The organism is Streptantibioticus ferralitis (assembly GCF_029223525.1).
In the GTDB taxonomy this organism is placed as follows: domain Bacteria; phylum Actinomycetota; class Actinomycetes; order Streptomycetales; family Streptomycetaceae; genus Streptantibioticus_A; species Streptantibioticus_A ferralitis.
The window spans coordinates 23474-46655 of the sequence record NZ_JARHTQ010000021.1; the positions used below are offsets into that span (position 1 = coordinate 23474).

The following is a 23182-nucleotide window of genomic DNA, read 5'->3' on the forward strand; positions in this document are numbered from 1 at the left end:
TGCCCTTGAAGGCAATGTCGGCGGTCTCTAGCGTCCTGAACATGTCCACAACGCTTTCCTCCACCGCTCCACCGCTCCCAACTGCCAAGCCCCGGGCCGTTGTTCTCGCGATGTGCGCCTGCGTCCTGGTGACCCAGTCACTGGTCGCGGCGATCAACCTCGCGATACCCAAACTCTCCGCCAGCGGACTGCATCCAAGCTCCGCGCAGCTGCTGTGGATCGTCGACGCGTATGTCATCGTCTTCGCCGGGCTCCTCATCCCCGCCGGTGCGCTGGGCGACCGCTTCGGCCGCAAGGGGGCACTGCTCAGCGGCCTCGCGGTGTTCACCGCGGGCGCGGCCGGGTGCGCACTCGCGCCGAACGTGCCGGTACTGCTCGCGGCCCGGGCGGTCTGCGGTCTGGGCGCCGCCCTCGTACTGCCCGGCACCATGGCCCTGCTGCTGTACGCGGTGCCGCTTGAGCGGCGGGGCGCGGCGGTGGCCAGTTGGAGCAGCGCCATCGCGGTCGGCGGTGTGCTGGGCAACGCGGGTGGCGCGCTGATGCTGCAATACCTGCCCTGGCAGGGGCTGTTCTGGATGTACGTGCCGCTGGGCACCGCGCTGCTGGCGTTCTCGGCACGCAGCGCGCCGCGCGTCCCCCGGCACGACACGGCCTTGGACCTGCCCGGATCCGGGCTGCTGATCCTCGGCTGCGTCGCGCTGCTCTACGGCATCATCGAGGGCCCCGCGCTGGGTTGGGGTTCGGCCGCCACGCTGGGCGCCTTCGCGCTCGCGACCGCCCTGCTGGCGGTCTTCGTCCGGCATGAGCTGCGGGTCGCGGCTCCGCTGCTCGACCCGCGGCTGTTCCGGTTGCCGAGGGTGCGGGCGGGGGCGCTCGGGGTGGCGGCGGCGTTCTTCGGGATGTTCGCGCTGTTCTACGTCAACGCCCAGTTCCTGCAGTACGTCAAAGGGTTCAGCGCGCTACGGGCCGGGTTCGCGGTGCTGCCGCTGGCGTTCGGGATGATGGTGGTGACGCAGCGCAGTATGCGGTGGGCGGCCCGGATCGGGACCGCCGCCACCGTGGCCGCGGGGCTGGTGTCCATCGCGGGCGGTCTGCTGCTGCTGTCCACCGCGGACTCGTCGACGCCGTACCCGCTGTACGCCTGCTACATGCTGCTGCTGGCATTCGGTGCCGGTACGGCGATGCCCTCGTTGTCGCACGCCATCGTCACATCACTGCCTCAGCGGCAGGCCGGGGTCGGTTCCGCGTTGAACACGGCGGCGCGTGAGCTCGGTACCGCGCTGGGGGTGGCGGCGGTGGGCACCGCGCTGTCGACCGGGTTCGCCTCCCGGCTACCCGCGTCGCTCGCCGGTCACGCCGACTCGACGGCGGCCACCTTCGCGGCGGCGTCCCGGCTCGGTGCCGGGGCGCACACCGAGGCGGTGGCCGCGTTCACCCACGCGGTAGCGGACGGCTACCGGATCGCGGCGGCGCTGCTGCTGGTGCTGACCGTTCCGGTCGTCGCGGGGCTGCGGCGCAGGCCCGCGACTCAGGTGGGCGAGCCGGCACTGTAGCGGCGCAGCAGCGGCGACAGCACGAGGACGGACTTGGTGCGCTCCACGAAGGGTTCGCCCGCGATGCGCTCCAGGACGCGCTCGAAGTGGCGTACGTCGGAGGCGTAGATCTGGACGAGGGCGTCCGCCTCGCCGGTGACCGTGGAGGCCGATGCGACCTCCGGGTAGCGGTTGAGGCCGCGCCGGATGTCCTCGGGGGAGGTGTTGTGGCGGCAGTAGATCTCGACGAACGCCTCGGTCTCCCAGCCGAGGGCGGCCGGGTCCACCCGTACCGTGAAGCCGGTGATGGCGCCCGCCGCCAGCAGCCGGTCCACCCGGCGCTTGACGGCGGGGGCGGACAGGCCGACTTCGGCGCCGATGTCGGCGTAGGAGCGGCGGGCATCCTCGGCGAGGGCGTGCACGATGCGTTCGTCGAGATCGTTCAGTCGCAAGGGGGGTGGTTCACTTCTCTAGTCGGGCGGCCCGGGACTCCTCCTGGGCGAGCTGGGAGCGGCGCATACCGTACGCGAAGTACAGCACGACTCCGACGATCATCCAGCCACCGAAGTACTCCCAGGTAATCGTTTCGAAGCTGCCCATCATCCACAGGCACAGTGCGAAGCCGATCGCCGGGGTGATCGGCGAGAAGGCGACCTTGAAGCTGCGCGGCATGTCGGGCCGAGTCCTGCGCAGCACGATCACCGCCGCGTTGACCAGGGAGAAGGCGAACAGGGTGCCGATGCTGGTGGCGTCGGCCAGTGCGCCCAGCGGGACCACGGCGGCGAGCACCCCGCAGAACAGCGAGACGATCACGGTGTTGGCGACCGGCGTGCCGGACCTCGGGCTCACCTTGGCGAACAGCTTGGGCACCAGGCCGTCGCGGGACATCGAGAACAGGATGCGGGTCTGGCCGTACATCACGGTCAGCACCACACTGGCGATGGCGATGACGGCGCCCGCGGCCAGCAGCACGGACCAGAAGCTCTGCCCGGTCACGTCCTTCATGATCTGGGCCAGCGCGGCGTCGGCGTTGCCGAAGTTCTTCCACGGCATGGCGCCGACGGCCACCAGCGCGACCAGGCAGTACAGCACGGTGACGATCAGCAGCGAGAGCATGATCGCTCGCGGCATGTCGCGCTTGGGGTTCTTGGCCTCCTCGCCCGCGGTGGAGGCGGCGTCGAAGCCGATGTAGGAGAAGAACAGCGAGGCGCCCGCCGCGCTGACGCCGCCGAGGCCGAGCGGCATGAACGGCTTGTAGTTCCCGGCCCGGATACCGGTGAAGGCGACCGCGCAGAACAGGATCAGCGAGGCGATCTTCACCACGACCATGATGGTGTTGGCCCGGGCGCTCTCCTTGGCGCCGCCCAGCAGGAAGCCCATGGCCAGCAGCACCACGAGCAGTGCCGGGATGTTCAGATAGCCGCCCTGGCCCGGCGGGTTGGCCATCCAGCCGGGGATGGTGAGGCCGATGGTGCCGCTGAGCAGCTCGTTGAGGTACTGCCCCCAGCCCACCGCGACCGCGGCGACCGACACGCCGTACTCCAGGATCAGACACCAGCCGCAGATCCAGGCGATCAGCTCGCCCATCGTGGCGTAGGCGTAGGAGTACGAGGAGCCGGAGACCGGGATGGTGCCGGCCAGCTCGGCGTAGGACAGCGCGGAGAACAGCGCGGTCAGACCGGCGATCACGAAGGAGATCACCACGGCGGGACCAGCCTTGGGGACCGCCTCGCCGAGCACCACGAAAATGCCGGTGCCCAGGGTCGCGCCAATGCTGATCATGGTGAGCTGCCACATGCTCAGCGAGCGCCGCAGCCGTCCACCCTCGCCCTGACCGCCCTCGGCGATCAGTCGCTCCACGGGCTTGCGGCGCATCACGGCGGCGCCGAGACCGGACGGCCGTCCGGCCGAGGGCGGTACGGCGTCGTTCGGCCGGGCAGGGGCTGTCGGCGTCGTGCCGGGTTCCACCACGGGGGCTCCATCATCATCAGCGGCTCTGAGCGGCGGCAACCCGCGCGGCCGACCAGGCGAAGGGCATGCCGATGACAGGCATGCCCTTTGGGGGACCGCCGAGCCGGGGGTCCCCGCTGCTCCACGTATGGCCCACGACTCTAAGAGGGCGGGCACTCCATCCATAATGCGTGACCATTGCACATATACAAAAAAACGTTGCGCCTAACCTCGGGTAGCCGAGTGATCATTAGCCGCTCTTGGCGATTCGTTGCGCTCGGGCTGTTTTGCGGCAAATAAGCAGGGCCCCGTACGGTCCGCCGAGCGGCGGTCCGTACGGGGCCTGGTGCCGTTGTGGTGCGTCTACTGCCAGCTGGAGTGCAGCGGCTTGCCCTCCGCGTAGCCGGAAGCCGACTGCACGCCGATGACCGCCTTCTGGTGGAACTCCTCCAAGGAGGCCGCGCCCGCGTAGGTGCAGGAGCTGCGCACGCCCGCGATGATCGAGTCGATCAGGTCCTCGACGCCGGGGCGGGCCGGGTCCAGGAACATACGCGAGGTGGAGATGCCCTCCTCGAACAGCGCCTTGCGGGCCCGGTCGTACCCGGACTCGTCGCTGGTGCGGTTGCGCACCGCGCGCGCGGACGCCATGCCGAAGCTCTCCTTGTACGGGCGGCCGTCAGCGGTGTGCTGGAGGTCACCGGGGGACTCGTAGGTCCCGGCGAACCACGAGCCGATCATGACGTTGGACGCACCCGCGGCCAGCGCCATCGCCACGTCGCGCGGGTGCCGCACGCCGCCGTCGGCCCAGACGTGCTTGCCGTACTTGCGCGCCTCGGCGGCGCATTCCAGCACCGCGGAGAACTGCGGGCGGCCGACGCCGGTCATCATGCGGGTGGTGCACATCGCGCCCGGGCCCACGCCGACCTTGACGATGTCGGCCCCGGCCTCGATCAGGTCGCGGACGCCCTCGGCGGCGACGATGTTCCCGGCCACGATCGGCACCTGCGGGTCGAGCGCGCGCACCGCCTTGACGGCGGAGATCATCGACTCCTGGTGGCCGTGCGCGGTGTCGATCACCAGCGTGTCGACACCGGCGTCCAGCAACTGCTTGGCCTTGCCCGCCACATCGCCGTTGATGCCCACGGCGGCGGCGATCCGCAGACGGCCCGCCGCGTCGGTCGCGGGGGTGTAGAGGGTGGCACGCAGCGCGCCCTTGCGGGTCAGGATGCCGGCCAGCTTGCCGTCCTTGTCGACCGCCGGGGCGAGCTTGCGGTGGGCCTCCTCCAGGCGGTTGAACGCCTCACGCGGGTCGATGTCCGCGTCGAAGACCAGCAGGTCCTTGGACATGATCTCGGACAGCTGGGTGAAACGGTCCACCCCGGACAGGTCGGACTCGGTGACGACGCCCACCGGGCGGCCGTCCTCGACCACGACACCCGCGCCGTGCGCCCGCTTGGGCAGCAGGGAGATGGCGTCGGCGACGGTGCTGTGCGGGGCGAGCACGATCGGGGTGTCGAGCACCAGGTGGCGCTGCTTGACCCAGGAGATGACCTCGGTCACGACCTCGATCGGAATGTCCTGCGGAATAACGGCCAGGCCACCACGGCGAGCTATCGTCTCGGCCATGCGGCGACCGGCGATCGCGGTCATGTTGGCGACCACGAGCGGAATGGTGGTTCCGGTCCCGTCCGGGGCGGACAGGTCCACGCCCTGCCGGGAGCCCACGGCGGAGCGACTGGGAACCATGAACACGTCGTCGTACGTCAGGTCGTACGGCGGCTGAGAATCATTGAGGAAACGCACGTACTTCATTTTTGCATGCCGGAAGGGGAAACCCGGCTTGGAGGAACCTCCCGGATCCGGCAGCACCGCTTGGCGCATGATCCTAATGACGGCCCACTCCGCGTGGCGTGGGCCACCGCGGCCTCGGCTGGGGATCCGGGGGAGCCCCCGGGGATACGCAGTCACAGGCAGTGGAGTCACAATCGTAGTGACGTAGTGAGGCGTCCTCCGGCCTTCGGCCGGGCCCTTGGGACCCCGGGAGGGGAACATGAACCGCACTCGCTTCGCCCCGGACCGGGGTCTGACCAGCCGCATGGTGATCACCATGTTCCTCATCGGCCTGCTGTACGTGGTGTTCGTCGGTGCGCTGCTGGTGCTGCTGCGAGGCGCCTGGCCACTGATCGTGATCATCGCCGGCGGCCTGTTCATCGCTCAGTTCTGGTTCAGTGACAAGATCGCCGCGTTCAGCATGGGGGCGCGGGAGGTGACGCCGGAGGAGTACCCGCAACTGCACGGTGTCGTCGACCGGCTGTGCGCGCTCGCCGACATGCCCAAGCCCCGGGTGGCGGTCGCCCAGACCGACGTGCCCAACGCCTTCGCCACCGGCCGCAACGCCGACAACGCCGTGATCTGCGCGACCACCGGTCTGCTGCGGCGGCTGGAGCCGGAGGAGCTGGAGGGCGTGCTGGCCCATGAGTTGTCGCATGTCGCGCACAAGGATGTCGCGGTGATGACCATCGCGTCCTTCCTCGGTGTGATGGCCGGTGTGATCACCCGGGTCGCGCTGTGGGGCGGCTTCCGCTCCCGGGGCAACAACCAGAACGCCGCGATCGTCGCCCTGTTGATCCCGCTGGTGAGCGCCGTGGTGTACGCGATCAGCTTCCTGCTGACCCGGATGCTCTCCCGCTACCGCGAGCTGTCGGCGGACCGCTCTGCCGCGCAGCTGACCGGACGCCCGTCCGCGCTCGCCTCGGCGCTGACCAAGGTGACCGGCCAGATGGCCCGGATCCCCACTGAGGACCTGCGCAAGGCGGAGCCGTTCAACGCCTTCTACTTCGCCCCGGCGATCGCGTCCAAGGAGAGCCTGTCCAACCTGCTGTCCACCCACCCGACGCTGGAGCAGCGGCTGGAGCAGCTGGGGCGGATCTCCGCCGAGCTGAACCGCGGCTGAGTCACCGCCCACTTCCCGGGGACATTCCCCCGCACGTTTTCGAGGAGCTGACCGCCCGTGGGATTCCTTGACACCCTGCTCGGCCGTAGCAAGCCGGTCCGGCCCGATCTCGACCAGCTCTTCGGCCTGCCGTCGGCCGCCGTGACGCTGACGGCGGCCGCCGGGTTCACCCCGACCGGCGAGGGGTCGGTGTGCTTCGCCGCCGTGGAGGGCGGCGCCTTCGCCCAGTTGAAGGACGAGGTACAGGGCCTGCTGGACGCCGGTGCCGCACAGGACGGCGGACTGCCGGTGGAGTTCAGCCGGGACTCCTACGGCTACACCTGGCTGCTCTCCCGGCACGCCCCGGAAGACGTGACGGGCCTGGTCACCGATCTGCACGCGGTCAACTCGGTGCTGGAGGGCGGTGGTTTCGGCCCGCAGCTGCTGTGCTCGCTGGTGGGCTTCCGGGACGCCGAGGGGCGTTCGCTGGCGCTGGTCTACCTCTACAAGCGCGGTACGTTCTACCCGTTCGCGCCACGCGGCGGCGAACGGCGCGACAACGCGCTGGAGTTGCAGGTCAAGGCGATGGTCGCGAACGATCTGCGGGTTGAGGAGGACCTCAGCCGCTGGTTCCCGGTGTGGGGTGCCCCGGGGCTGTGACGTCGGGCTCCGCCAGCAGGACAAGGAGGGGCGTGTCCGTCTTCTCCCAGTAGGCGGCGGCGTCGCCGAGAACGTTCAGCGCGGTGCGCCACTCCCCCGGCGCCGCGGCCGCGTAGCCCTGCCAGTCCGAGATCACCAGCAGCCGGGCGCTCTCGGCGGGCAGCACGTCCGGGTCGGTCAGGCAGTCGTACAGGGCGTCCCAGTTGCGTCCGAACCAGTCCGGCAGCTTCAGCGCCTCGGCGCAGCGCGCCATGAACCCGGCCTTGTCCGCCACCCCTTGGAGGTCCAGCGCGTCCGCCCGCCGACCGGCGTCCCGCGCGGCGGCCAGCAGCTCGGCGGTCGGCCGGTCCCGCTGCCAGTGCACAACTCCGCTACGGCTCAGCAGAGCTGACAGATCACCGGGCATGCTCATCGTCCCGTCACCGCCTTGAAGGTCCGGTAGTGGTCATCGGTGTAGTACGTCTCGTGGCCGGAGCCGGTGACGATGCGCCGGGCGCCGCGATCGCGCGCGCCGGGGGTGGGCACCGTGTACTCGTGGTAGTAGCCGCGCCGTTCGCGCGGCAGCACGTTCTCGTATTTGCCGAAGACCACCCCGTCCTTGGGGTACGGGAACGGGCCCCCGGCGGCGATCAGTTGCAGCGTGTGCCGCGCCTCGGGGGGCAGCTGGCTGGCCGCGATCGTCGGCAGGCCGTGCGACTGGCCGGGTGCGGAAGCGGCGGGAGCCGCGCTGTGCGCACCGCCGGCGCGGGTACCGGAGTGCTTGTTGGCCGCGGAGCAGCCAGTCAGGGCGAGTAGCAGGCAGGCCAACAGCGCGGGGAGGATCTGAAGCGGGCGGCGTCGCATGGAGTTGATGCTGCCATATCCACGGCGGAGCCCGTTTCGACCACGGTCGGCTGGCACCGCCGGTCCGCGCCGTCGCGGTCGCTCACCATCGCGGCGGGATGTCCTTCCGGGTCAAGCGCCCGGAACTCCTGGGGGTTTGGGGGCTTGCCCCAAACAGAATCGCCGCAGCCGCGGGCAACCCCCACGGCGTGGCCCGGCGGCACAACCCACCGCAACCCGAGCCAAGGATCCGCCGGAAGGGCGCTACGCCTCGCCCGGGTCGACGCGCTCCAGTGCGGGGCGCGGGCCTGGGGACTGCCGGTTCAGCAGGTGGTCGGCCGCGGCGGTGTCGGTGACCAGGCTGGTGACCAGCCCGGAGCGGAGCACCGCGCCGACCGCCGGTGCCTTGCGCATGCCGCCCGCGATGGCCACGACCTCGGGCACCCGGCGCAGCCGGTCCGCGTCCACGGTGATGCAGCGCTCCCGCAGGTCCCGGCCGACGCGTCGGCCGTCCGCGTCGAAGAGGTGGGAGGACATCTCGGCGGCCACCCCGAGGTCCGCGTAGTGCTTGCGCTCGGCGTCGGACAGTGCGTCGTAGACGGTCGAGACGCGCGGTTCCCAGGAGCCGATGGAGACCACGGCGACGGTGACCTTGTCGAAGTAGCCCATGGCGGCGGCGATGCCGGTCTGCTTGCGCAGCGCGGCGGCGGTGGCCGCGTCCGGCAGCACCATGGGTGCGTACATCGGGTGGGCCTCGCCGCCGGAGACGGCGGCGGCCCGGCGAACCGCCTCGACCGAGCCGCGTTCCGCGGTCCCGGCGTCGTAGACGCCGGTGAGCTGGACGACGGTGCACGGCGGCAGCCGGTCGAGGGCGTTGGCCATGGTGATGATGGAGCGGCCCCAGGCCAGGCCGAGGACATCGCCCTCGGTGACGAGTTCGCTGAGCAACCCGGCGGCCACCGCGCCGAGGTTCTCCGGGTCGGGGGCGTCGCTGGCCTGACCGTCCGGAGATTCCACCACGACGGCGTTGCGCAGCCCGTAGCGGGCGCGCAGTGCGTCGGAACGCTCGGCGTCGAGTTCGGCGGGAACGCGGATCTCGATGCGCACCAGATCGCGTTCGAGCGCCGACTCCAGCACTCGGGCGACCTTGAAGCGGCTGACGCCGAACTCCTCCGCGATCTGGATCTTGGACTTGCCCTCCAGGTAGAAGCGGCGAGCCATCGCCGCCGCCTGCACCATCTCGGCGGGCCCCATGCGGACGGGTGAGCGGCCAGTGGTCACGTCAGCCTCCCCAGTGCTCATTTGATTGCCAACATGCTCATCTTTGCAGATGGCGAGGCGTTGCGGGCGATCCCGACCGCGAGGAGTTCCGGTGAGTACTTGGTGAGTACTTCACGATGAGTACCTCAATCTACGGGAAAACTACGGGATCCTCGCCCGCGACGCCCCTCGGTTCAGGGGACGTTCGGCGACAGTTGAACGACTGTTCAGCGGTGTCGGTTCAGCGGTGTCGGTTCAGCCGTGGCGGTTCTCAGTGGCCACAAGCCCAGGGTGCCTTCGCGCCCACCGCCTCGGCCTGGGCGCGCAGCGCGCGCACCGCCTGCGCCGGGTCCTCGGCCCCGTACACCGCGGAGCCCGCCACGAACACATCGGCGCCCGCCTCGGCGCACCGCTCGATCGTCGACGCCGACACCCCGCCGTCCACCTGAAGCCACAGCTCAAGGCCGTGTTTGGCGATCAGCTCCCGGGTGCGGCGGATCTTCGGCAGCATGATGTCCAGGAAGGCCTGCCCGCCGAAACCCGGCTCGACCGTCATCACCAGAAGCATGTCGAGCTCAGGAAGCAGGTCCTCGTACGGCTCGATCGGCGTGGCGGGCTTGAGCGCCATCGACGCCCTGGCGCCCTTGGCCCGGATCTCCCGCGCCAGCCGGACCGGCGCGGCCGCCGCCTCGACATGGAACGTGACCGAGCCCGCACCCGCCTCCACGTACTGCGGCGCCCAGCGGTCCGGGTCCTCGATCATCAGATGGCAGTCGAGCGGGGTGTCGGTCGCCCTGCGCAGCGATTCCACGACGGGAACACCGAGCGTGAGGTTGGGCACGAAGTGGTTGTCCATCACGTCGACATGGAGCCAGTCGGCTCCGGCCACGGCCTGCGCCTCATCGGCGAGCCGGGCGAAGTCGGCGGACAGGATGCTCGGGTTGATCTGCGCACGCATGCGCCCAGTATGGCGCGCCCGAACTCCCGTACGGTGCCGGGGGCCACCGCGAGCGGCCCCCGGCGCCTCCCCGCCGGACGGCGCCGGGCGCGTCCCCCGGGGCGTCAGCGGGTGCGGCGGAGCAGCGCCAGATACATCGCGTCCGTGCCGTGCAGATGCGGCCACAGTTGGATGTCGGGGCCCGCGCCGAGGTCCGGTACGCCGGGCAACAGCGGGCGGGCGTCGATCAGTTCGGCCGCTTCCGATGACGATCGCAGCACATCGTCCACCACGGCCCGGGTCTCGGCCGGGTGCGGTGAGCAGGTCGCGTACCCGACCACACCGCCGACCCGCACCGAACGCAGCGCGGTGCGCAGCAGCTCCCGCTGCAGCGGGCCGAAGCCCGCCACGTCCTCCGGACGACGCCGCCATCTGGCCTCCGGGCGGCGGCGCAGCGCGCCCAGTCCGGTGCACGGTACATCCATCAGGACACGGTCGAACGTGCCCTCCGGCCACGCCGGTCGGGTGCCGTCCGCGGTGATCACCTGGTACGGGCCCGGGTTGCCCGCCAGCGCGCGGGCGACCAGCCGGGCGCGATGCGGCTGCTTCTCGGCGGCCACCAGCCCGGCGCCGCGCTCCGCCGCGAGCGCGGCGAGCAGCGCCGCCTTGCCGCCGGGGCCCGCGCAACCGTCGAGCCAGCGGCGATCGGGCCCGTCCAGCGGAGCGTTGGCCAGCGCCAGCGCCACGAGCTGGCTGCCCTCGTCCTGAACCCCGGCGGCGCCGTCGCGCACCGCTTCCAGTGCCGCCGGATCCCCGCCGTCCGCCAGCCTTATCGCGTACGGGGACCAGCGCCCAGGCACCCCGTCCTCGCCGACCTCCGCGGCCAACTCGGCCGTGCCGCAGCGGCCCGGCCGGGCGACCAGCGTCACCTCGGGCCGCTCGTTGTCCGCTTCCAGCAGTTCCTCGATGCCGTCGCGGCCACCACCGAGCGCGTCCCACAGCGCGGAGACCACCCAGCGGGGGTGCGAGTGCACCACGGCGAGATGGTCCTCGGGATCGTCGTCATAGGGCGGTGCCACCCGGTCCAGCCAGCCGTCGAGGTCATCGGCGGCGATCTTGCGCAGTACGGCGTTGACAAACCGGGAGCGGCCGTCGCCCACCACGGCCCGGGCCAGCTCGACGGTGGCCGAGACCGCGGCGTGCGGCGGAATGCGGGTACCGAGCAGTTGGTGCGCGCCAAGGCTCAGCACGTCCAGCACCGGCGGGTCGACCTCGCCCAGCGGCCGGTCGACACACGCCGCGATGATGGCGTCGTAGGTGCCCTGACGGCGCAGCGTCCCGTAGACCAGCTCGGTGGCCAGGGCCGCATCGCGCCGGTCGAAGCCGTCACCGCCCCGCTCGGCGTCCCGCAGCAGGGCCGGAAGCACGAGGTTGGCGTACGCGTCGCGCTCGTCCACCGCCCGCAGCGCGTCATAGGCGAGTTTGCGAACCGGATCGGGGTTCGGGCGGCGGTAGCGCGGCTTGCCCTGCGGACGGCGGGGGCGGGAGTTCATCGGGAAGGTGCTCCGGAAATCAGCTGTGTACGGGCCGCCTGGGCGGCAGGCCTCCCCCAGCCTACGGCTTGCCCGCCGGCCAGGCTGGCCCAGGTCTTCCCGGAACCGCGGGTCCGCAGCTTCGTGGATGCTCGCCGTCCCGGCGGGAAAACGTGATCGGGGCCCGCCCCCCGACGCCCTTGGGGGCCGCGACGGCGAGCAACCCCCACGGCGCGGACCGGAGGTGTCCACACCCCCGCACCCCAACGAAGACCCGTCGGCGCACAAGAGCCCTAGGCGCCGGCCAGGTCCCCGAACCCCTCGCCGGAGGCGATCCGTACGCCACGGGCCCAATCCGCCGCCCGCATCCGCTTCTTGCCCTGCGGTTGCACCTCCGTGAGCTCGACGGCGTGCGAGCCGGTCCCCACGTACACCGCGGACTTGGTCACGGCGAGTTCGCCCGGCGCGAGCCGCAGGTCCGCACGGTCCGCCAGGAGCTTCACCGGTGCCGCGAGCTTGAGGCGCTCCCCCTGGAAGACGGTCCACGCCCCGGGCGCGGGCGTGCACGCCCGGACCACGCGGTCCACCCGCAGCGCGGGCGCGTTCCAGTCGACGCGGGCGTTGTCGACGGTGATCTTCGGGGCCAGCGTGATGCCCTCGGAAGGCTGCGGCCGGGCCTGCAGCGTGCCGTCCTCGATGCCGTCCATCGTGGCCGCCAGCAGCCCCGCGCCGGAGCGCGCGAGCCGGTCCAGCAGTGCGCCGCTGGTGTCGTCGGACCGTACGACTTCGGTGAGCACACCGTAGACCGGGCCGGAGTCCAGTCCCTCTTCGATGAGGAACGTGGACGCACCGGTCACTTCGTCGCCCGCCAGCACGGCATGCTGCACCGGCGCCGCGCCACGCCACGCGGGCAGCAGCGAGAAGTGCAGGTTGACCCAGCCGTGGGCGGGAATCTCCAGTGCCGCCTTGGGCAGCAGGGCGCCGTACGCGACGACCGGGCAGCAGTCCGGGGCGATCTCGCCCAGCCGGGCGAGGAAGTCCTCGTCGCGCGGCCGGTTCGGCTTGAGCACCTCGATACCGGCTTCCTCGGCACGCTGCGCGACCGGGCTCGCCACCAGCTTGCGGCCGCGGCCGGCGGGCGCGTCGGGCCGGGTGACGACGGCCGCGACCTCATGCCGGTCGGACGCCAGCAGGGCCTCCAGAGCGGGGACGGCGACTTCGGGGGTACCGGCGAAGACAAGCCTCATCGGGGTGCGGTGCCTTTCGAGAAGGAGCGTGGAACCGGCGGACTCAACGCGCGCGGCCGAATGTGCTGTGCGGGGAGACCCGGACCTGCGGTGCGGGCTCGCCCGCCCACTCGGCCTCCCGGATGGCCTTCATCGCCGCCTTGCGCTGCTCGGGGTCGAGCCGGTCGATGAAGATGATGCCGTCGAGATGGTCTGTCTCGTGCTGTATGCAGCGGGCGAGCAGTTGCGTTCCCTCGACGGTGACCGGGTCGCCGTACATGTTGAAGCCCTGGCGACGACGCCGTACGCCCGCTTGCAGTCGAACCGCAGCCCCGGCAGCGACAGACAGCCCTCGGGGCCGTCCTGCTCCTCGTCGGTCAGCGTCAGGTCGGGGTTGACCAGATGCCCGAGTTCGCCGTCGACGTGATAGGTGAACACCCGCAGCGAAACGCCGAGTTGCGGCGCGGCCAGGCCCGCACCCGGCGCGTCGACCATAGTGTCGGTGAGGTCCTTGACGAGGGTGCGTAGTTCCTTGTCGAAGACGGTGACCGGCTGCGCCTTCATACGCAGCACCGGATCGCCGAAGAGGTGGATCGGCATCACGGACACAGAACGGACTCCCGTCGACGGGGGGCGGAGCGAGGTTGGCGCGGAGCGGCCTCCCAGTCTATGGCGGTCTGTGCACCGGCGGATTCAGGGGCGTACGGAAGTGCGTACGCCTCTTCCGTGTCTACTCACGCCCCTTAAGCGTGACCCGATGGGCTGCTGACGCGTTGGTCAAGACAGATTGACCGAAAACGGGCCGCGACACGGTCCGTTCGCAACCCGACAAACTCACAGCATCGCCGGTTCGAGAGGCTTGTTCATGGCCGACCACGCAACCCACGACGCCCAGGCACGGGCCAGTCTGCACCTCCTGGTGCGGGATATCGAGCGGGTCCGCCGGCAGGTGGACGCGCTGCGCACCCTCACCGCCCAGCTGGGCAATGTCTACCGCCCGAGGCGCAGCGGACCCGCCGCCGGATTCGTCGTATACGGCCGGGCCCCGGCACCAACCGTGCGGCTCGCCCAAGAGCTGCGGGACAGCGTCGAGACCCTGGTCACCGCCGCTGTCGACTTCGACCGGTCGTTGGGCTTCTCCTGGGACGCGGTGGGCTCGGCGCTCGGAGTGACCAAGCAGGCCGTGCACCGGCGCTACGGGACCCGCCGGGCCACCGCGTCCGGCGGCGAGGACGAGGCTGGGCACACCGCGCCGACCCCGACCCGTACGGTGCCCGCCGCGCGCTCGGTACCCATGGGTGCGCCGCAGTCCGGAAGCGCCGCGCTCCGGGACGAGGCCTTCCCCGGCGCGCTGCCGGGGCCGCGCAACGGCTGACGACACGGCAGGCGGACGCCAACGCCTGGCCGGCCCGCACAACACCGCCCCGCCGCCCGCGACGCCGACACGCCGGGCATCGGGGCGGTGGCATTGGGCGGCAGCTCGCGGCGGTGAGCGCGAGGGGCGGGCCCGGGCGGCGGGCGCCCCGTCAGCCGATGTCCGGCGGGTCCACCCGTACCCGTACCGGCTCGGTCTGCTTACGGGCGATCCGGGCCACCTGTGCCGCCTTCAGCGCGGCGGCCAGCGCTCCGCCGCTGCCCGATGGCACCCGGAGCAGCACCCGCTCCCACTCCTCGCCGGGCGGTGGGTCGCCCATCCGCCGGGGGCGTCCGGGCGGTGCGGCTGGAACCGGCACCGGGCCCAACCGGTCGGTGCCGTCCGGCAGTTCGGCGTTCTCCAGCAGATCGGTGACCGCTGCCGCGGTGCCGGTCACCGAGGCCATCCGGGATACCGGCGGGAAGCCGAGCTCCGCCCGCTCCGCCAGTTCCCGTACCGCGTGCCCGACCGGGTCCCAGCGCACCAGCGCCTGCACCGGGCGCAGGCCGGGCTCGGCGAGCACGGCGACGGTGCCGCCCTCGGTCGCGGGGCGGACCAGCGAGGCCGCGGCCAGCCAGCGTCGTAGCGCCTCCTCGCCCGCGCGTAGATCCGGGCGGTTCAGCAGTGCCCAGCCGTCGAGGAGCAGCGCGGCCGCGTAACCGCCGTCCGCGACCGGCTCGGCGCCCGGCGTCGAGATGACCAGCGCTGGCTGATCGGGCACCCGGGCCAGTACCGCGTCCCGCCCCGAGGTGCGCACCGGCACCGCGGGGAAGGCACGGCCCAACTCGTCGGCGGTGCGGCGGGCGCCGACCACCTGGGCGCGCAACCGGTTCCCGGCGCACTCCCGGCAGTGCCATGCGGCCTCCGGCCGTCCGCACCACGCACAGTGCAGCGTCCCACCGGACTGCGGTGACCCGGTGAGTTCCAGCGGCCCGGCACACTTTGTGCAGCGCGCGGGTTCGCGGCAGCGCTCGCAGGCCAGCCGGGGCACGTATCCGCGCCGCGGCACCTGGACCAGCACCGGCCCGCGCAGCAGCGCATCGCGGGTGACCTGCCAGGCGAGGCTGGGCAGCCGGGCGGCGCGCGCCGCCGGGTCGCGGGCCTGGTCGTCGTCACCGACGGTGCGGATCAGCGGGGCGGCGGTACGCACCTCCGCACGGGACGCGGTGAGCGGCGACGCCCAGCGGGTGTCGACGAGTTGGGCGCCCTCCACGGTGACCGAGAGCCCGCCGAGCAGGAAGGCGGCATGCTCGTCGGCGGCGCGCAGCAGCAGGACGTCACGGGCATGCGGCTGCGGTGCGTGCGGTTCCGCATGGCTGGAGTCGCCGTCGTCCCACAGTGCGACGAGTCCCAGGTCGGCCACCGGCGCGAACATCGCGGCACGCGTTCCCACGACGGCGCGCACCGCGCCGCGGTTGACGGCGAGCCACCGCCGGTAGCGCTCTTCCGGGCCGCTGTCGGCGGTGAGGACGACATGGTGGCGGTCGCCGAGCAGCGCGGTGAGCGCGGCGTCGACCCGGGCCACCGCCCGGCCGTCCGGCAGTACCGCGAGCGCACCGCGCCCCGAGGCCAACGTCGCGGCCAGCGCGCGGGCGAGTTCGTCCGGCCAGTGCGGGCCGGGGAGCGCGGTCCATACCGCCCGCGGGCTGGCACCGCTCGCCAGTGCGTCCAGGTAGCCGGGGCCGATGGCATATCGAGTCCAGCTGCCGGGGTCCGGCTTCGGCGGCGGAGCGGGAGCCTGCGGGATCGGCCCGTTCTCCGCGCGGGCACGCCGCGGCGGCACCGCCAACTGCACGACATCGGCGAGCGCCCCCGCGTACCGGTCGGCGACCGCCCGGCACAGCCGCAACAGCCCCGGCCCCAACACCGGTTCCGGAGAAAGCACTTGAGCCAGCGGGGCGAGCGGCCCGCGGTAGTCACTCTCGGGCAGCCGCTCCACGATGAACCCGTCGTGCAGCTCCCCGCCTTCCCTCCGCCCCTTCACCACCCGGGCACCGAACCGCACCCGGACCCGCACCCCCGGCTGGGCCTGCTCGTCCATCGCTTCGGGAACCGCGTAGTCAAAGAACTGGTCGAGGTGGATCAGCCCCTTGTCCACCAGCACCCGGGCCACCGGCAACTGGGCCGCGAGCGCCGCACCACGCCAGGTACGCGGCTTGGCCCGCGGCTCCTTCGCCTTGCGCACCGCCTCCCGGATCAGCGCGAGCTGCTCCCCCCCAGGCACCGGCTCCGCCTGGGGCACGCCCGCCGGGCCCTGCCCCGGACGCTCGTTTTCGCTGCTCACGTCCTATACCTACCAGACGGCTACGACAGTGCCCGCCGGGCAGCGTTACGGCCCCGGACCCGCCTGGCCAGGCTGGTCCGGGGCCGCGACGTGCAGCGGTACGCCTGCGGGCGCCTGTCCTACAGGCCCACCGCCGCGCGCAGTGCGTCCACGCGGTCGGTGCGCTCCCAGGTGAAGTCCGGGAGTTCGCGGCCGAAGTGGCCGTAGGCGGCGGTCTGGGCGTAGATCGGGCGGAGCAGGCCCAGGTCGCGGATGATCGCGGCCGGGCGGAGGTCGAAGACCTCGGCGATGGCGTGCTCGATCTTGTCGACGTCGACCTTGGCGGTGCCGAAGGTCTCGACGAACAGGCCTACGGGCTCGGCCTTGCCGATCGCGTAGGCGACCTGGACCTCGCAGCGCGAGGCCAGGCCCGCGGCGACGACGTTCTTGGCGACCCAGCGCATCGCGTAGGCGGCGGAGCGGTCCACCTTGGACGGGTCCTTGCCGGAGAAGGCGCCGCCGCCGTGGCGGGCCATGCCGCCGTAGGTGTCGATGATGATCTTGCGGCCGGTCAGACCGGCGTCACCCATCGGGCCGCCGATCTCGAAGCGGCCGGTGGGGTTGACCAGCAGCCGGTACCCGTCGGTGTCCAGCTTGATGCCGGAGTCCAGCAGCGCCTTCAACTCCGGCTCGACCACGAACTCCCGGATGTCGGGGGCCAGCAGCGAGTCCAGGTCGATGTCCGAGGCGTGCTGGGAGGAGACGACGACCGTGTCCAGGCGGACCGCCTTGTCGCCGTCGTACTCGATGGTGACCTGCGTCTTGCCGTCCGGGCGCAGGTAGGGGATGGTGCCGTTCTTCCGGACGTCGGTCAGGCGCTTGGACAGCCGGTGGGCCAGCGTGATCGGCAGCGGCATCAGTTCGGGGGTCTCGTCGCACGCGTACCCGAACATCAGGCCCTGGTCACCGGCGCCCTGCCGGTCCAGTTCGTCGTCGTCGCCCTCGACCCGGTTCTCGTACGCGGAGTCCACACCCTGGGCGATGTCCGGGGACTGCGCGCCAATGGACACCGAAACGCCGCAGGAGGCGCCGTCGAAGCCCTTCTTCGAGCTGTCGTAACCGATGCCGAGGACGGTGTTGCGGACCAGGGTCGCCACGTCGGCGTAGCCCTTGGTCGTCACCTCTCCGGCAACGTGCACCAGACCGGTCGTGATCAACGTCTCGACGGCGACCCGCGAGGTCGGGTCCTCCCTCAGGAGGGCGTCGAGAATCGTGTCGCTGATCTGGTCAGCGATCTTGTCGGGGTGACCCTCGGTAACCGACTCCGAGGTGAACAGGCGGCGGGACACATCGCTCCCTGGGGTTGCAGCGGCTGCTGGCTGATACGGGCGGTCCGATCGGGGCTGCGCCCGTCGGACCACGGCCAGTTTATCGGTCGTGTCGAGCAAAGAGACGCGGTATCCGGATCTTTGTATCCATCGTGACCTGTGACACTCACTCGAACACCCCGACGATACGCCCCAGTACTCGCAGGACGGTCTCATTCCGGGTGGAGTTCGCGGCCCCGTCGCACCACATTCACCCCGAAGCCCGTGGCCCCCGCGCGGCGCGGCTCACCAGCGCTGGGCGACCAGGTCCCACACCACGTCCGCGAGGGCCTCCTTGGGGCCGTACGGGACCGGAGTCTGTGTGCCGTCCGGGGCGAGCACCACTGCCTCGTTCTCCTCGGAGCCGAAGGCCTTGTGCTCGCCGACCTCGTTGACGACCAGCAGATCACAACCCTTACGGGCGAGTTTGGCGCGGCCGTTCGCCAGAACGTCGTCGGTTTCCGCGGCGAAGCCCACCACGATCTGTCCGGCGTGCGGACGCGCCGCGGACAGTTCGGCGAGGATGTCGGGGTTGCGGACCAGTTCCAGCGGCGCGGGTTCCTCGCCGTCCTTCTTCTTGATCTTGCCGGTGGCGTACCGCGCGGGCCGGAAGTCGGCCACGGCCGCGGCCATCACCAACGCGTCCGCGTCCGCCGCCGCCTTCAGCACCGCCTCGTGCAGCTGCCGGGCGGTCTCCACGCGGACCACGTCCGCCCCGGCCGGGTCGGCCAGCTCGGTGTTGGCGGCGATCAGGGTGACGCGTGCGCCGCGCGCCACGGCGGTTCTGGCCAGCGCATAGCCCTGCTTACCGGAGGAACGGTTCCCCAGGAAGCGCACCGGGTCCAGCGGCTCGCGGGTGCCGCCGGCGCTGATGACGACATGCCGCCCGGCCAGGTCCGCAAGGGCGGGCTGCGCTCGCCGCGCCAGCACCCGCTGGCAGATCTCGAAGATCTCGGCGGGGTCGGGCAGCCGTCCCTTGCCGGTGTCGACACCGGTCAGCCGCCCGACGGCGGGCTCGATGACGATCGCGCCGCGACGGCGCAGCGTCGCGACGTTCTCCTGGGTCGCCGGGTGCTCCCACATCTCGGTGTGCATGGCGGGCGCGAAGACCACCGGGCAGCGGGCGGTGAGCAGGGTGTTGGTGAGCAGGTCGTCGGCGAGGCCGTGGGCGGCCTTGGCGAGCATGTCGGCGGTGGTCGGGGCGACCACCACGAGATCGGCGTGCTGGCCGATCCGTACGTGCGGGACCTCGCTCACGGTGTCCCAGACGCGGGTGGAGACGGGGTTGCCGGACAGCGCCGCCCAGGTCGCCTCCCCCACGAAGTGCAGCGCGGAGTCGGTGGGCACCACACGCACGTCGTGCCCGGACTCGGTGAACCGCCGCAGCAGCTCGCACGCCTTGTACGCGGCGATGCCGCCGCTCACCCCCAGGACGACCTGTGGCCTGCCCATTCGTCTCTCCCGCCGAGTGGTGCGGGTACCCGGGCGGATACCCGTCTCCATACTGCGTTTCCCGGGGGCCGGCCCCCGAACGCCCAGACCACGGGCCCGGCAGCTGTGCCGCCGGGCCCGTGGTCCTGAATGCAGGTGATGCCTTGAGTTGTGGTGCTGCTACGGGGCCGGCGTCTCGACGGCCTCGGAGGTCAGCAGACCCGCGTTGATCTCGCGCAGCGCGATCGACAGCGGCTTCTCGTGCACGTGGGTGTCCACGAGCGGGCCGACGTACTCCAGCAGGCCCTCACCGAGCTGCGAGTAGTACGCGTTGATCTGGCGGGCGCGCTTGGCCGCGTAGATCACCAGGCTGTACTTCGAGTCAGTGGCCTCGAGCAGCTCGTCGATCGGCGGGTTGATGATGCCCTCGGGCGTGGCAATGGAAGAGGACACTCTCTACCTACCCCTACTTGTGGAAAAGAACGGAAGTGGATCAACGAACCCGATATTGGATCAGCAATCCCGCATCAAGGCTAGCAGTTCGCGCGCTACGTCCTCGACGGAGGTGTTGACCAGGGTGACGTCGAACTCCGACTCCGCCGCCAGTTCGATCCGCGCGACGGCCAGCCGCCGTTCGATCACCTCGGGCGACTCGGTGCCCCGGCCGGTGAGCCGTCGGACCAACTCGTCCCAGCTCGGCGGCGCGAGGAAGACCAACCGCGCCTCGGGCATCGACTGACGGACCAGTCTCGCGCCCTGCAGATCGATCTCCAGCAGCACCGGACCACCCGCTTCGAGGCGCTCCATCACGGCCTGCCGCGGGGTCCCGTAGCGGTTGCCCGCGAACTCCGCCCACTCCAGCAGCTCGCCGTTGGCGACGAGCTTGTCGAACTCGTCATCGTCGACGAAGTGGTACTGCACACCGTCCCGCTCGCCCGGGCGGGGCTTACGCGTGGTGACGGAGACCGACAGCCAGACTTCGGGGTGGACCTTGCGCAGATAGCCGACGACCGTGCTCTTGCCGACACCGGAGGGGCCGGAGAGCACGGTCAGCCGTGGCTGCTTGGCCGGGGGTTCGGGGGTTGCCCCCCGGGGGACCGCATCGCTCATGTAGCGATTATCCCGATTCCCCGGCCATGCGGAAAACGACGGTTGAACGTCAGCTGGCGGTGCTGCCGAACTCCCGCTCCAGAGCGGCGATCTGGTTGGAGCCGAGACCACGCACCCGACGGCTCTCGGAGATGCCGAGACGCTCCATGAGCTGCTTGGCGCGGACCTTGCCCACGCCCGGGAGGGACTCCAGGAGAGCGGAAACCTTCATCTTGCCGATGACATCGTTCTCCTGCCCCTGCTTGATGACCTCGTGCAGGGAGGCCCCGGAGTGCTTGAGACGATTCTTGACCTCGGCGCGCTCCCGGCGAGCCGCGGCGGCCTTCTCTAGCGCGGCAGCGCGCTGTTCAGGGGTAAGGGGCGGTAGAGCCACGCCTACGTCACCTCGGATGTAGAACTGTCGGATACGGACCGGTGAGGAACCTAGTTGCTCCACACCTACAGAGCAACGAGCAACGCGCTTCCTTGCGTTCTCCTGTCGGAGACTAGCGGGCGAACCCGCTCCCGTCAGCGAGAACAGGCGAAAAGTCCAGGTCAGACTTGATCTCGCGGTACTTTTCGGGCATATCGGACAGGGTTCATCTGTGCATGACTGCGCTCGGTACCCGTGAGGCCACGTTCCGCCCCCTTCGCCCTCAGCTGGTGACGACCGCCCGTACCTCGTCGGCGATCCGGTCCGCCGCCGCGCGCAGCGCCGCCGCGTCCGGTCCGTGCCGCAGCACGTCACGGCTGACGCTCGGCAGCACGTTGCGCAGCGCGGACCCGAAGACCGCGGGAAGGTCCGCCGGGGTCGCGCCCTGCGCGCCGATACCGGGGGCGAGCAGCGGCCCGCCGGTATCAAGGTCGATCCCGGCCTCGGCGACCGTGGCGCCCAGCGTCGCGCCGACGACCGCGCCGAACGAGCCCAGCGGCTGCTCGCCCGCGTTCTCCTCGCGCAAATGGCCGAGAACCGTTGCGGCCACCGTGCTGCCGTCGGCACCAGTCGCCCGCTGCACCTCCGCGCCCTCCGGGTTGGAGGTCAGCGCGAGCGCGAAGATCCCGGTACCGCAGGCGCGGGCCAGGTCGACCGCCGGGCGCAGCGAGCCATAGCCGAGGTAGGGGCTGACCGTGACCGCGTCGCTGAACAGCGGGCTCGCCGGGTCGAGGTACGTGGCGGCGTACGCGGCCATGGTGGAACCGATGTCACCGCGCTTGGCGTCCATCAGTACCAGCGCGCCCGCGGCCCGCGCGTCGGCCACCGTGCGCTCCAGCACCGCGATGCCCCGCGAGCCGAACCGCTCGAAGAACGCGGACTGCGGCTTGAGCACGGCGACCCGGTCGGCCAGTGCCTCCACGACGGTACGGCAGAAGCGCTCCAGGCCCGCCGGGTCGTCGTCCAGGCCCCAGGCGGCCAGCAAGGAGGCGTGCGGGTCGATCCCCACGCACAGCGGCCCGCGGGTGTCCATGGCGCGCCGCAGCCGGGCGCCGAACGGTTCGAGGGTCATGACAGCTCCTGTTCGTCTTGTTCGCTTCTCCGCCCGCTCCGCGACGGGGCGGGCATCGCCGTCACCCGCCGCCCTGGCGCCTGCCGGGCGTCGTTCACGGGTTGCGGACGGCGGCGCCGACGGCGTCGGCGAGGGTGGCGTACGGGCTGGCCGACAGGCGGGCCGCCAGCCCCTTGTGGATCGCGCGGCACCAGAACGGACCCTGGTAGATGAAGGCGCTGTAGCCCTGGATCAGCGATGCGCCCGCGAGGATGCGCTCCCAGGCGTCGTCCGCGGTCTCGATGCCGCCGACGCCGACCAGTGTGATCCGGTCGCCGACCCGCGCGTACAGACGGCGCAGCACCTGGAGCGAGCGTGCCTTGAGCGGTGCGCCGGACAGGCCGCCGGCACCGATGGCCTCGACCTCGGCGGAGTCGGTGACCAGGCCGTCGCGGGCGATGGTGGTGTTGGTGGCGATGATGCCGTCCAGGCCGAGTTCCACCGCGAGGTCGGCGACCGCGTCGATGTCGTCGTCCGCCAGATCGGGCGCGATCTTCACGAGCAGCGGGACGCGGCGGTCGGTGACCGTACGGTCGGCGGCCTCCCGTACGGCGGTGAGCAGCGGGCGCAGGTGCTCGACGGCCTGAAGGTTGCGCAGGCCGGGGGTGTTGGGTGAGGAGACGTTGACGACGAGGTAGTCGGCGTGGGGCGCGAGGCGCTCGGTCGACGTCACGTAGTCGGCGACGGCCTCCGCCTCGGGAACGACCTTGGTCTTGCCGATGTTGACGCCGAGCACCGGCTTGAAGACCGGCTTGCGGGCGGCGAGTCGGGCGGCCACGGCGGCTGAGCCGTCGTTGTTGAAGCCCATCCGGTTGATCAGGGCGCGGTCCTTGACCAGCCGGAAGAGGCGCTTCTTGGGGTTGCCGGGCTGGGGCTGCGCGGTGACGGTGCCGATCTCGACATGGTCGAAGCCGAGCATGGCCATGCCGTCGATGGCGGTCGCGTTCTTGTCGAACCCGGCGGCGAGCCCGAACGGACCGTGCATCCGCTTGCCGAACACCTCGGTGCGCAGCCCGGGGTAGTGCGGCGCGAGCGCCGCCGCGACGAACGTCCGCAGCACCGGTACGCGCGTGGCGCCGCGGATCCAGCCGAAGGCCAGATGATGCGCCCGCTCGGGGTCCATACGAGTGAAGAAGATCTTGAAGAACAGGGGGTACATGCGGAGCCTTCTCCGGCTGGGAGTGAGATGCGGCCCGTGGGGCCTCGTTCGAGGGCGGTGGCGG

The 23182-nt window shown here is 71.4% G+C and carries 21 protein-coding genes and 1 pseudogene; 4 read left to right on the forward strand and 18 right to left on the reverse strand.

The window, feature by feature from the left end:
- Positions 1-41 precede the first annotated feature (41 nt).
- Positions 42-1553 (forward strand): MFS transporter, encoded by a 1512-nt coding sequence (locus P2L57_RS26790; protein WP_275818654.1) that lies wholly within the window; start codon positions 42-44, stop codon positions 1551-1553.
- Here the strand turns inward: P2L57_RS26790 and P2L57_RS26795 are convergent.
- The 3 genes from P2L57_RS26795 to P2L57_RS26805 all read right to left on the reverse strand — a co-directional run bounded on the left by P2L57_RS26795 (position 1529) and on the right by P2L57_RS26805 (position 5294).
- Positions 1529-1984 (reverse strand): Lrp/AsnC family transcriptional regulator, encoded by a 456-nt coding sequence (locus P2L57_RS26795; protein WP_275818655.1) that lies wholly within the window; start codon positions 1982-1984, stop codon positions 1529-1531. The two genes, P2L57_RS26790 and P2L57_RS26795, sit on opposite strands and share 25 nt — an antisense overlap.
- Positions 1985-1994: 10 nt before the next feature.
- Positions 1995-3407, reverse strand: coding sequence for an amino acid permease (locus P2L57_RS26800; protein ID WP_275818755.1), 1413 nt, complete (start codon positions 3405-3407; stop codon positions 1995-1997).
- Positions 3408-3845: 438 nt separating this feature from the next.
- A complete protein-coding gene (locus P2L57_RS26805; protein WP_275818656.1) occupies positions 3846-5294 on the reverse strand; it encodes a GuaB1 family IMP dehydrogenase-related protein in 1449 nt (482 codons plus the stop codon).
- 238 nt (positions 5295-5532) lie between these two features.
- Between P2L57_RS26805 and htpX the strand changes: the two genes are divergently transcribed.
- Together htpX and pspAB are read left to right on the forward strand one after the other, a co-directional pair.
- Positions 5533-6435: a zinc metalloprotease HtpX gene (gene htpX / locus P2L57_RS26810; protein ID WP_275818657.1), complete on the forward strand. Its 903-nt coding sequence runs from the start codon at positions 5533-5535 to the stop codon at positions 6433-6435.
- 57 nt (positions 6436-6492) lie between these two features.
- A complete protein-coding gene (gene pspAB, locus P2L57_RS26815; RefSeq protein WP_275818658.1) occupies positions 6493-7074 on the forward strand; it encodes a PspA-associated protein PspAB in 582 nt (193 codons plus the stop codon).
- On the opposite strand, the gene P2L57_RS26820 is transcribed toward pspAB, so the two are convergent.
- The 7 genes and pseudogenes from P2L57_RS26820 to def all read right to left on the reverse strand — a co-directional run bounded on the left by P2L57_RS26820 (position 7034) and on the right by def (position 13451).
- A complete protein-coding gene (locus P2L57_RS26820) occupies positions 7034-7486 on the reverse strand; it encodes a barstar family protein (protein ID WP_308292518.1) in 453 nt (150 codons plus the stop codon). The two genes, pspAB and P2L57_RS26820, sit on opposite strands and share 41 nt — an antisense overlap.
- Entirely contained in the window at positions 7483-7917 is a 435-nt protein-coding gene (locus tag P2L57_RS26825; protein WP_275818659.1) for a guanyl-specific ribonuclease, read from the reverse strand. The genes P2L57_RS26820 and P2L57_RS26825 overlap by 4 nt, the downstream gene beginning before the upstream one ends.
- Positions 7918-8160: 243 nt before the next feature.
- A complete protein-coding gene (locus P2L57_RS26830) occupies positions 8161-9198 on the reverse strand; it encodes a sugar-binding transcriptional regulator (RefSeq protein WP_275818660.1) in 1038 nt (345 codons plus the stop codon).
- Between the two features lie 229 nt (positions 9199-9427).
- Entirely contained in the window at positions 9428-10114 is a 687-nt protein-coding gene (gene rpe / locus P2L57_RS26835) for a ribulose-phosphate 3-epimerase (RefSeq protein WP_275818661.1), read from the reverse strand.
- A 104-nt stretch (positions 10115-10218) separates the two neighbouring features.
- Positions 10219-11646: an RsmB/NOP family class I SAM-dependent RNA methyltransferase gene (locus P2L57_RS26840; protein WP_275818662.1), complete on the reverse strand. Its 1428-nt coding sequence runs from the start codon at positions 11644-11646 to the stop codon at positions 10219-10221.
- A 272-nt stretch (positions 11647-11918) separates the two neighbouring features.
- Complete coding sequence (gene fmt, locus P2L57_RS26845) at positions 11919-12872, reverse strand: methionyl-tRNA formyltransferase (RefSeq protein ID WP_275818663.1); 954 nt, start codon at positions 12870-12872, stop codon at positions 11919-11921.
- Positions 12873-12915: 43 nt separating this feature from the next.
- A pseudogene (def, locus tag P2L57_RS26850) lies at positions 12916-13451 on the reverse strand (peptide deformylase).
- Between the two features lie 265 nt (positions 13452-13716).
- On the opposite strand from def, the gene P2L57_RS26855 reads away from it, so the two are divergent.
- On the forward strand, positions 13717-14226 hold the full coding sequence (locus tag P2L57_RS26855; protein WP_275818664.1) for a hypothetical protein: 510 nt from the start codon (positions 13717-13719) through the stop codon (positions 14224-14226).
- Between the two features lie 151 nt (positions 14227-14377).
- Here P2L57_RS26855 and P2L57_RS26860 read toward each other — a convergent pair whose 3' ends face one another.
- The 8 genes from P2L57_RS26860 to P2L57_RS26895 form a co-directional block, all read right to left on the reverse strand.
- Entirely contained in the window at positions 14378-16549 is a 2172-nt protein-coding gene (locus P2L57_RS26860) for a primosomal protein N' (protein WP_372515944.1), read from the reverse strand.
- A gap of 119 nt (positions 16550-16668) precedes the next feature.
- Complete coding sequence (gene metK / locus P2L57_RS26865) at positions 16669-17877, reverse strand: methionine adenosyltransferase (protein WP_275818665.1); 1209 nt, start codon at positions 17875-17877, stop codon at positions 16669-16671.
- A gap of 264 nt (positions 17878-18141) precedes the next feature.
- Positions 18142-19347: a bifunctional phosphopantothenoylcysteine decarboxylase/phosphopantothenate--cysteine ligase CoaBC gene (coaBC, locus tag P2L57_RS26870; RefSeq protein ID WP_275818666.1), complete on the reverse strand. Its 1206-nt coding sequence runs from the start codon at positions 19345-19347 to the stop codon at positions 18142-18144.
- Positions 19348-19506: 159 nt separating this feature from the next.
- Positions 19507-19779 (reverse strand): DNA-directed RNA polymerase subunit omega, encoded by a 273-nt coding sequence (gene rpoZ / locus P2L57_RS26875; protein WP_275818667.1) that lies wholly within the window; start codon positions 19777-19779, stop codon positions 19507-19509.
- A gap of 60 nt (positions 19780-19839) precedes the next feature.
- On the reverse strand, positions 19840-20436 hold the full coding sequence (gene gmk / locus P2L57_RS26880) for a guanylate kinase (RefSeq protein WP_275818668.1): 597 nt from the start codon (positions 20434-20436) through the stop codon (positions 19840-19842).
- A 49-nt stretch (positions 20437-20485) separates the two neighbouring features.
- Complete coding sequence (locus P2L57_RS26885) at positions 20486-20809, reverse strand: integration host factor (RefSeq protein ID WP_275818669.1); 324 nt, start codon at positions 20807-20809, stop codon at positions 20486-20488.
- 262 nt (positions 20810-21071) lie between these two features.
- Positions 21072-21920, reverse strand: a complete 849-nt coding sequence (gene pyrF / locus P2L57_RS26890) for an orotidine-5'-phosphate decarboxylase (RefSeq protein WP_275818670.1) — start codon at positions 21918-21920, stop codon at positions 21072-21074.
- 94 nt (positions 21921-22014) lie between these two features.
- The gene (locus P2L57_RS26895; RefSeq protein WP_275818671.1) at positions 22015-23118 is read right to left on the reverse strand and encodes a quinone-dependent dihydroorotate dehydrogenase; all 1104 of its coding nucleotides are present in this window, start codon (positions 23116-23118) and stop codon (positions 22015-22017) included.
- Positions 23119-23182 lie beyond the last annotated feature (64 nt).

What these genes read in the sequence shown, in the direction of transcription:
- P2L57_RS26790 (WP_275818654.1), top strand. Translation starts at nt 42, where the DNA reads ATGTCCACAACGCTTTCCTCCACCGCTCCACCGCTCCCAACTGCCAAG.
- P2L57_RS26800 (WP_275818755.1), bottom strand. Translation starts at nt 3,407, where the DNA reads ATGCGCCGCAAGCCCGTGGAGCGACTGATCGCCGAGGGCGGTCAGGGC.
- P2L57_RS26805 (WP_275818656.1), bottom strand. Translation starts at nt 5,294, where the DNA reads ATGAAGTACGTGCGTTTCCTCAATGATTCTCAGCCGCCGTACGACCTG.
- htpX (WP_275818657.1), top strand. Translation starts at nt 5,533, where the DNA reads ATGAACCGCACTCGCTTCGCCCCGGACCGGGGTCTGACCAGCCGCATG.
- P2L57_RS26820 (WP_308292518.1), bottom strand. Translation starts at nt 7,486, where the DNA reads ATGAGCATGCCCGGTGATCTGTCAGCTCTGCTGAGCCGTAGCGGAGTT.
- P2L57_RS26825 (WP_275818659.1), bottom strand. Translation starts at nt 7,917, where the DNA reads ATGCGACGCCGCCCGCTTCAGATCCTCCCCGCGCTGTTGGCCTGCCTG.
- P2L57_RS26830 (WP_275818660.1), bottom strand. Translation starts at nt 9,198, where the DNA reads ATGAGCACTGGGGAGGCTGACGTGACCACTGGCCGCTCACCCGTCCGC.
- rpe (WP_275818661.1), bottom strand. Translation starts at nt 10,114, where the DNA reads ATGCGTGCGCAGATCAACCCGAGCATCCTGTCCGCCGACTTCGCCCGG.
- P2L57_RS26840 (WP_275818662.1), bottom strand. Translation starts at nt 11,646, where the DNA reads ATGAACTCCCGCCCCCGCCGTCCGCAGGGCAAGCCGCGCTACCGCCGC.
- fmt (WP_275818663.1), bottom strand. Translation starts at nt 12,872, where the DNA reads ATGAGGCTTGTCTTCGCCGGTACCCCCGAAGTCGCCGTCCCCGCTCTG.
- P2L57_RS26855 (WP_275818664.1), top strand. Translation starts at nt 13,717, where the DNA reads ATGGCCGACCACGCAACCCACGACGCCCAGGCACGGGCCAGTCTGCAC.
- coaBC (WP_275818666.1), bottom strand. Translation starts at nt 19,347, where the DNA reads ATGGGCAGGCCACAGGTCGTCCTGGGGGTGAGCGGCGGCATCGCCGCG.
- gmk (WP_275818668.1), bottom strand. Translation starts at nt 20,436, where the DNA reads ATGAGCGATGCGGTCCCCCGGGGGGCAACCCCCGAACCCCCGGCCAAG.
- pyrF (WP_275818670.1), bottom strand. Translation starts at nt 21,920, where the DNA reads ATGACCCTCGAACCGTTCGGCGCCCGGCTGCGGCGCGCCATGGACACC.
- P2L57_RS26895 (WP_275818671.1), bottom strand. Translation starts at nt 23,118, where the DNA reads ATGTACCCCCTGTTCTTCAAGATCTTCTTCACTCGTATGGACCCCGAG.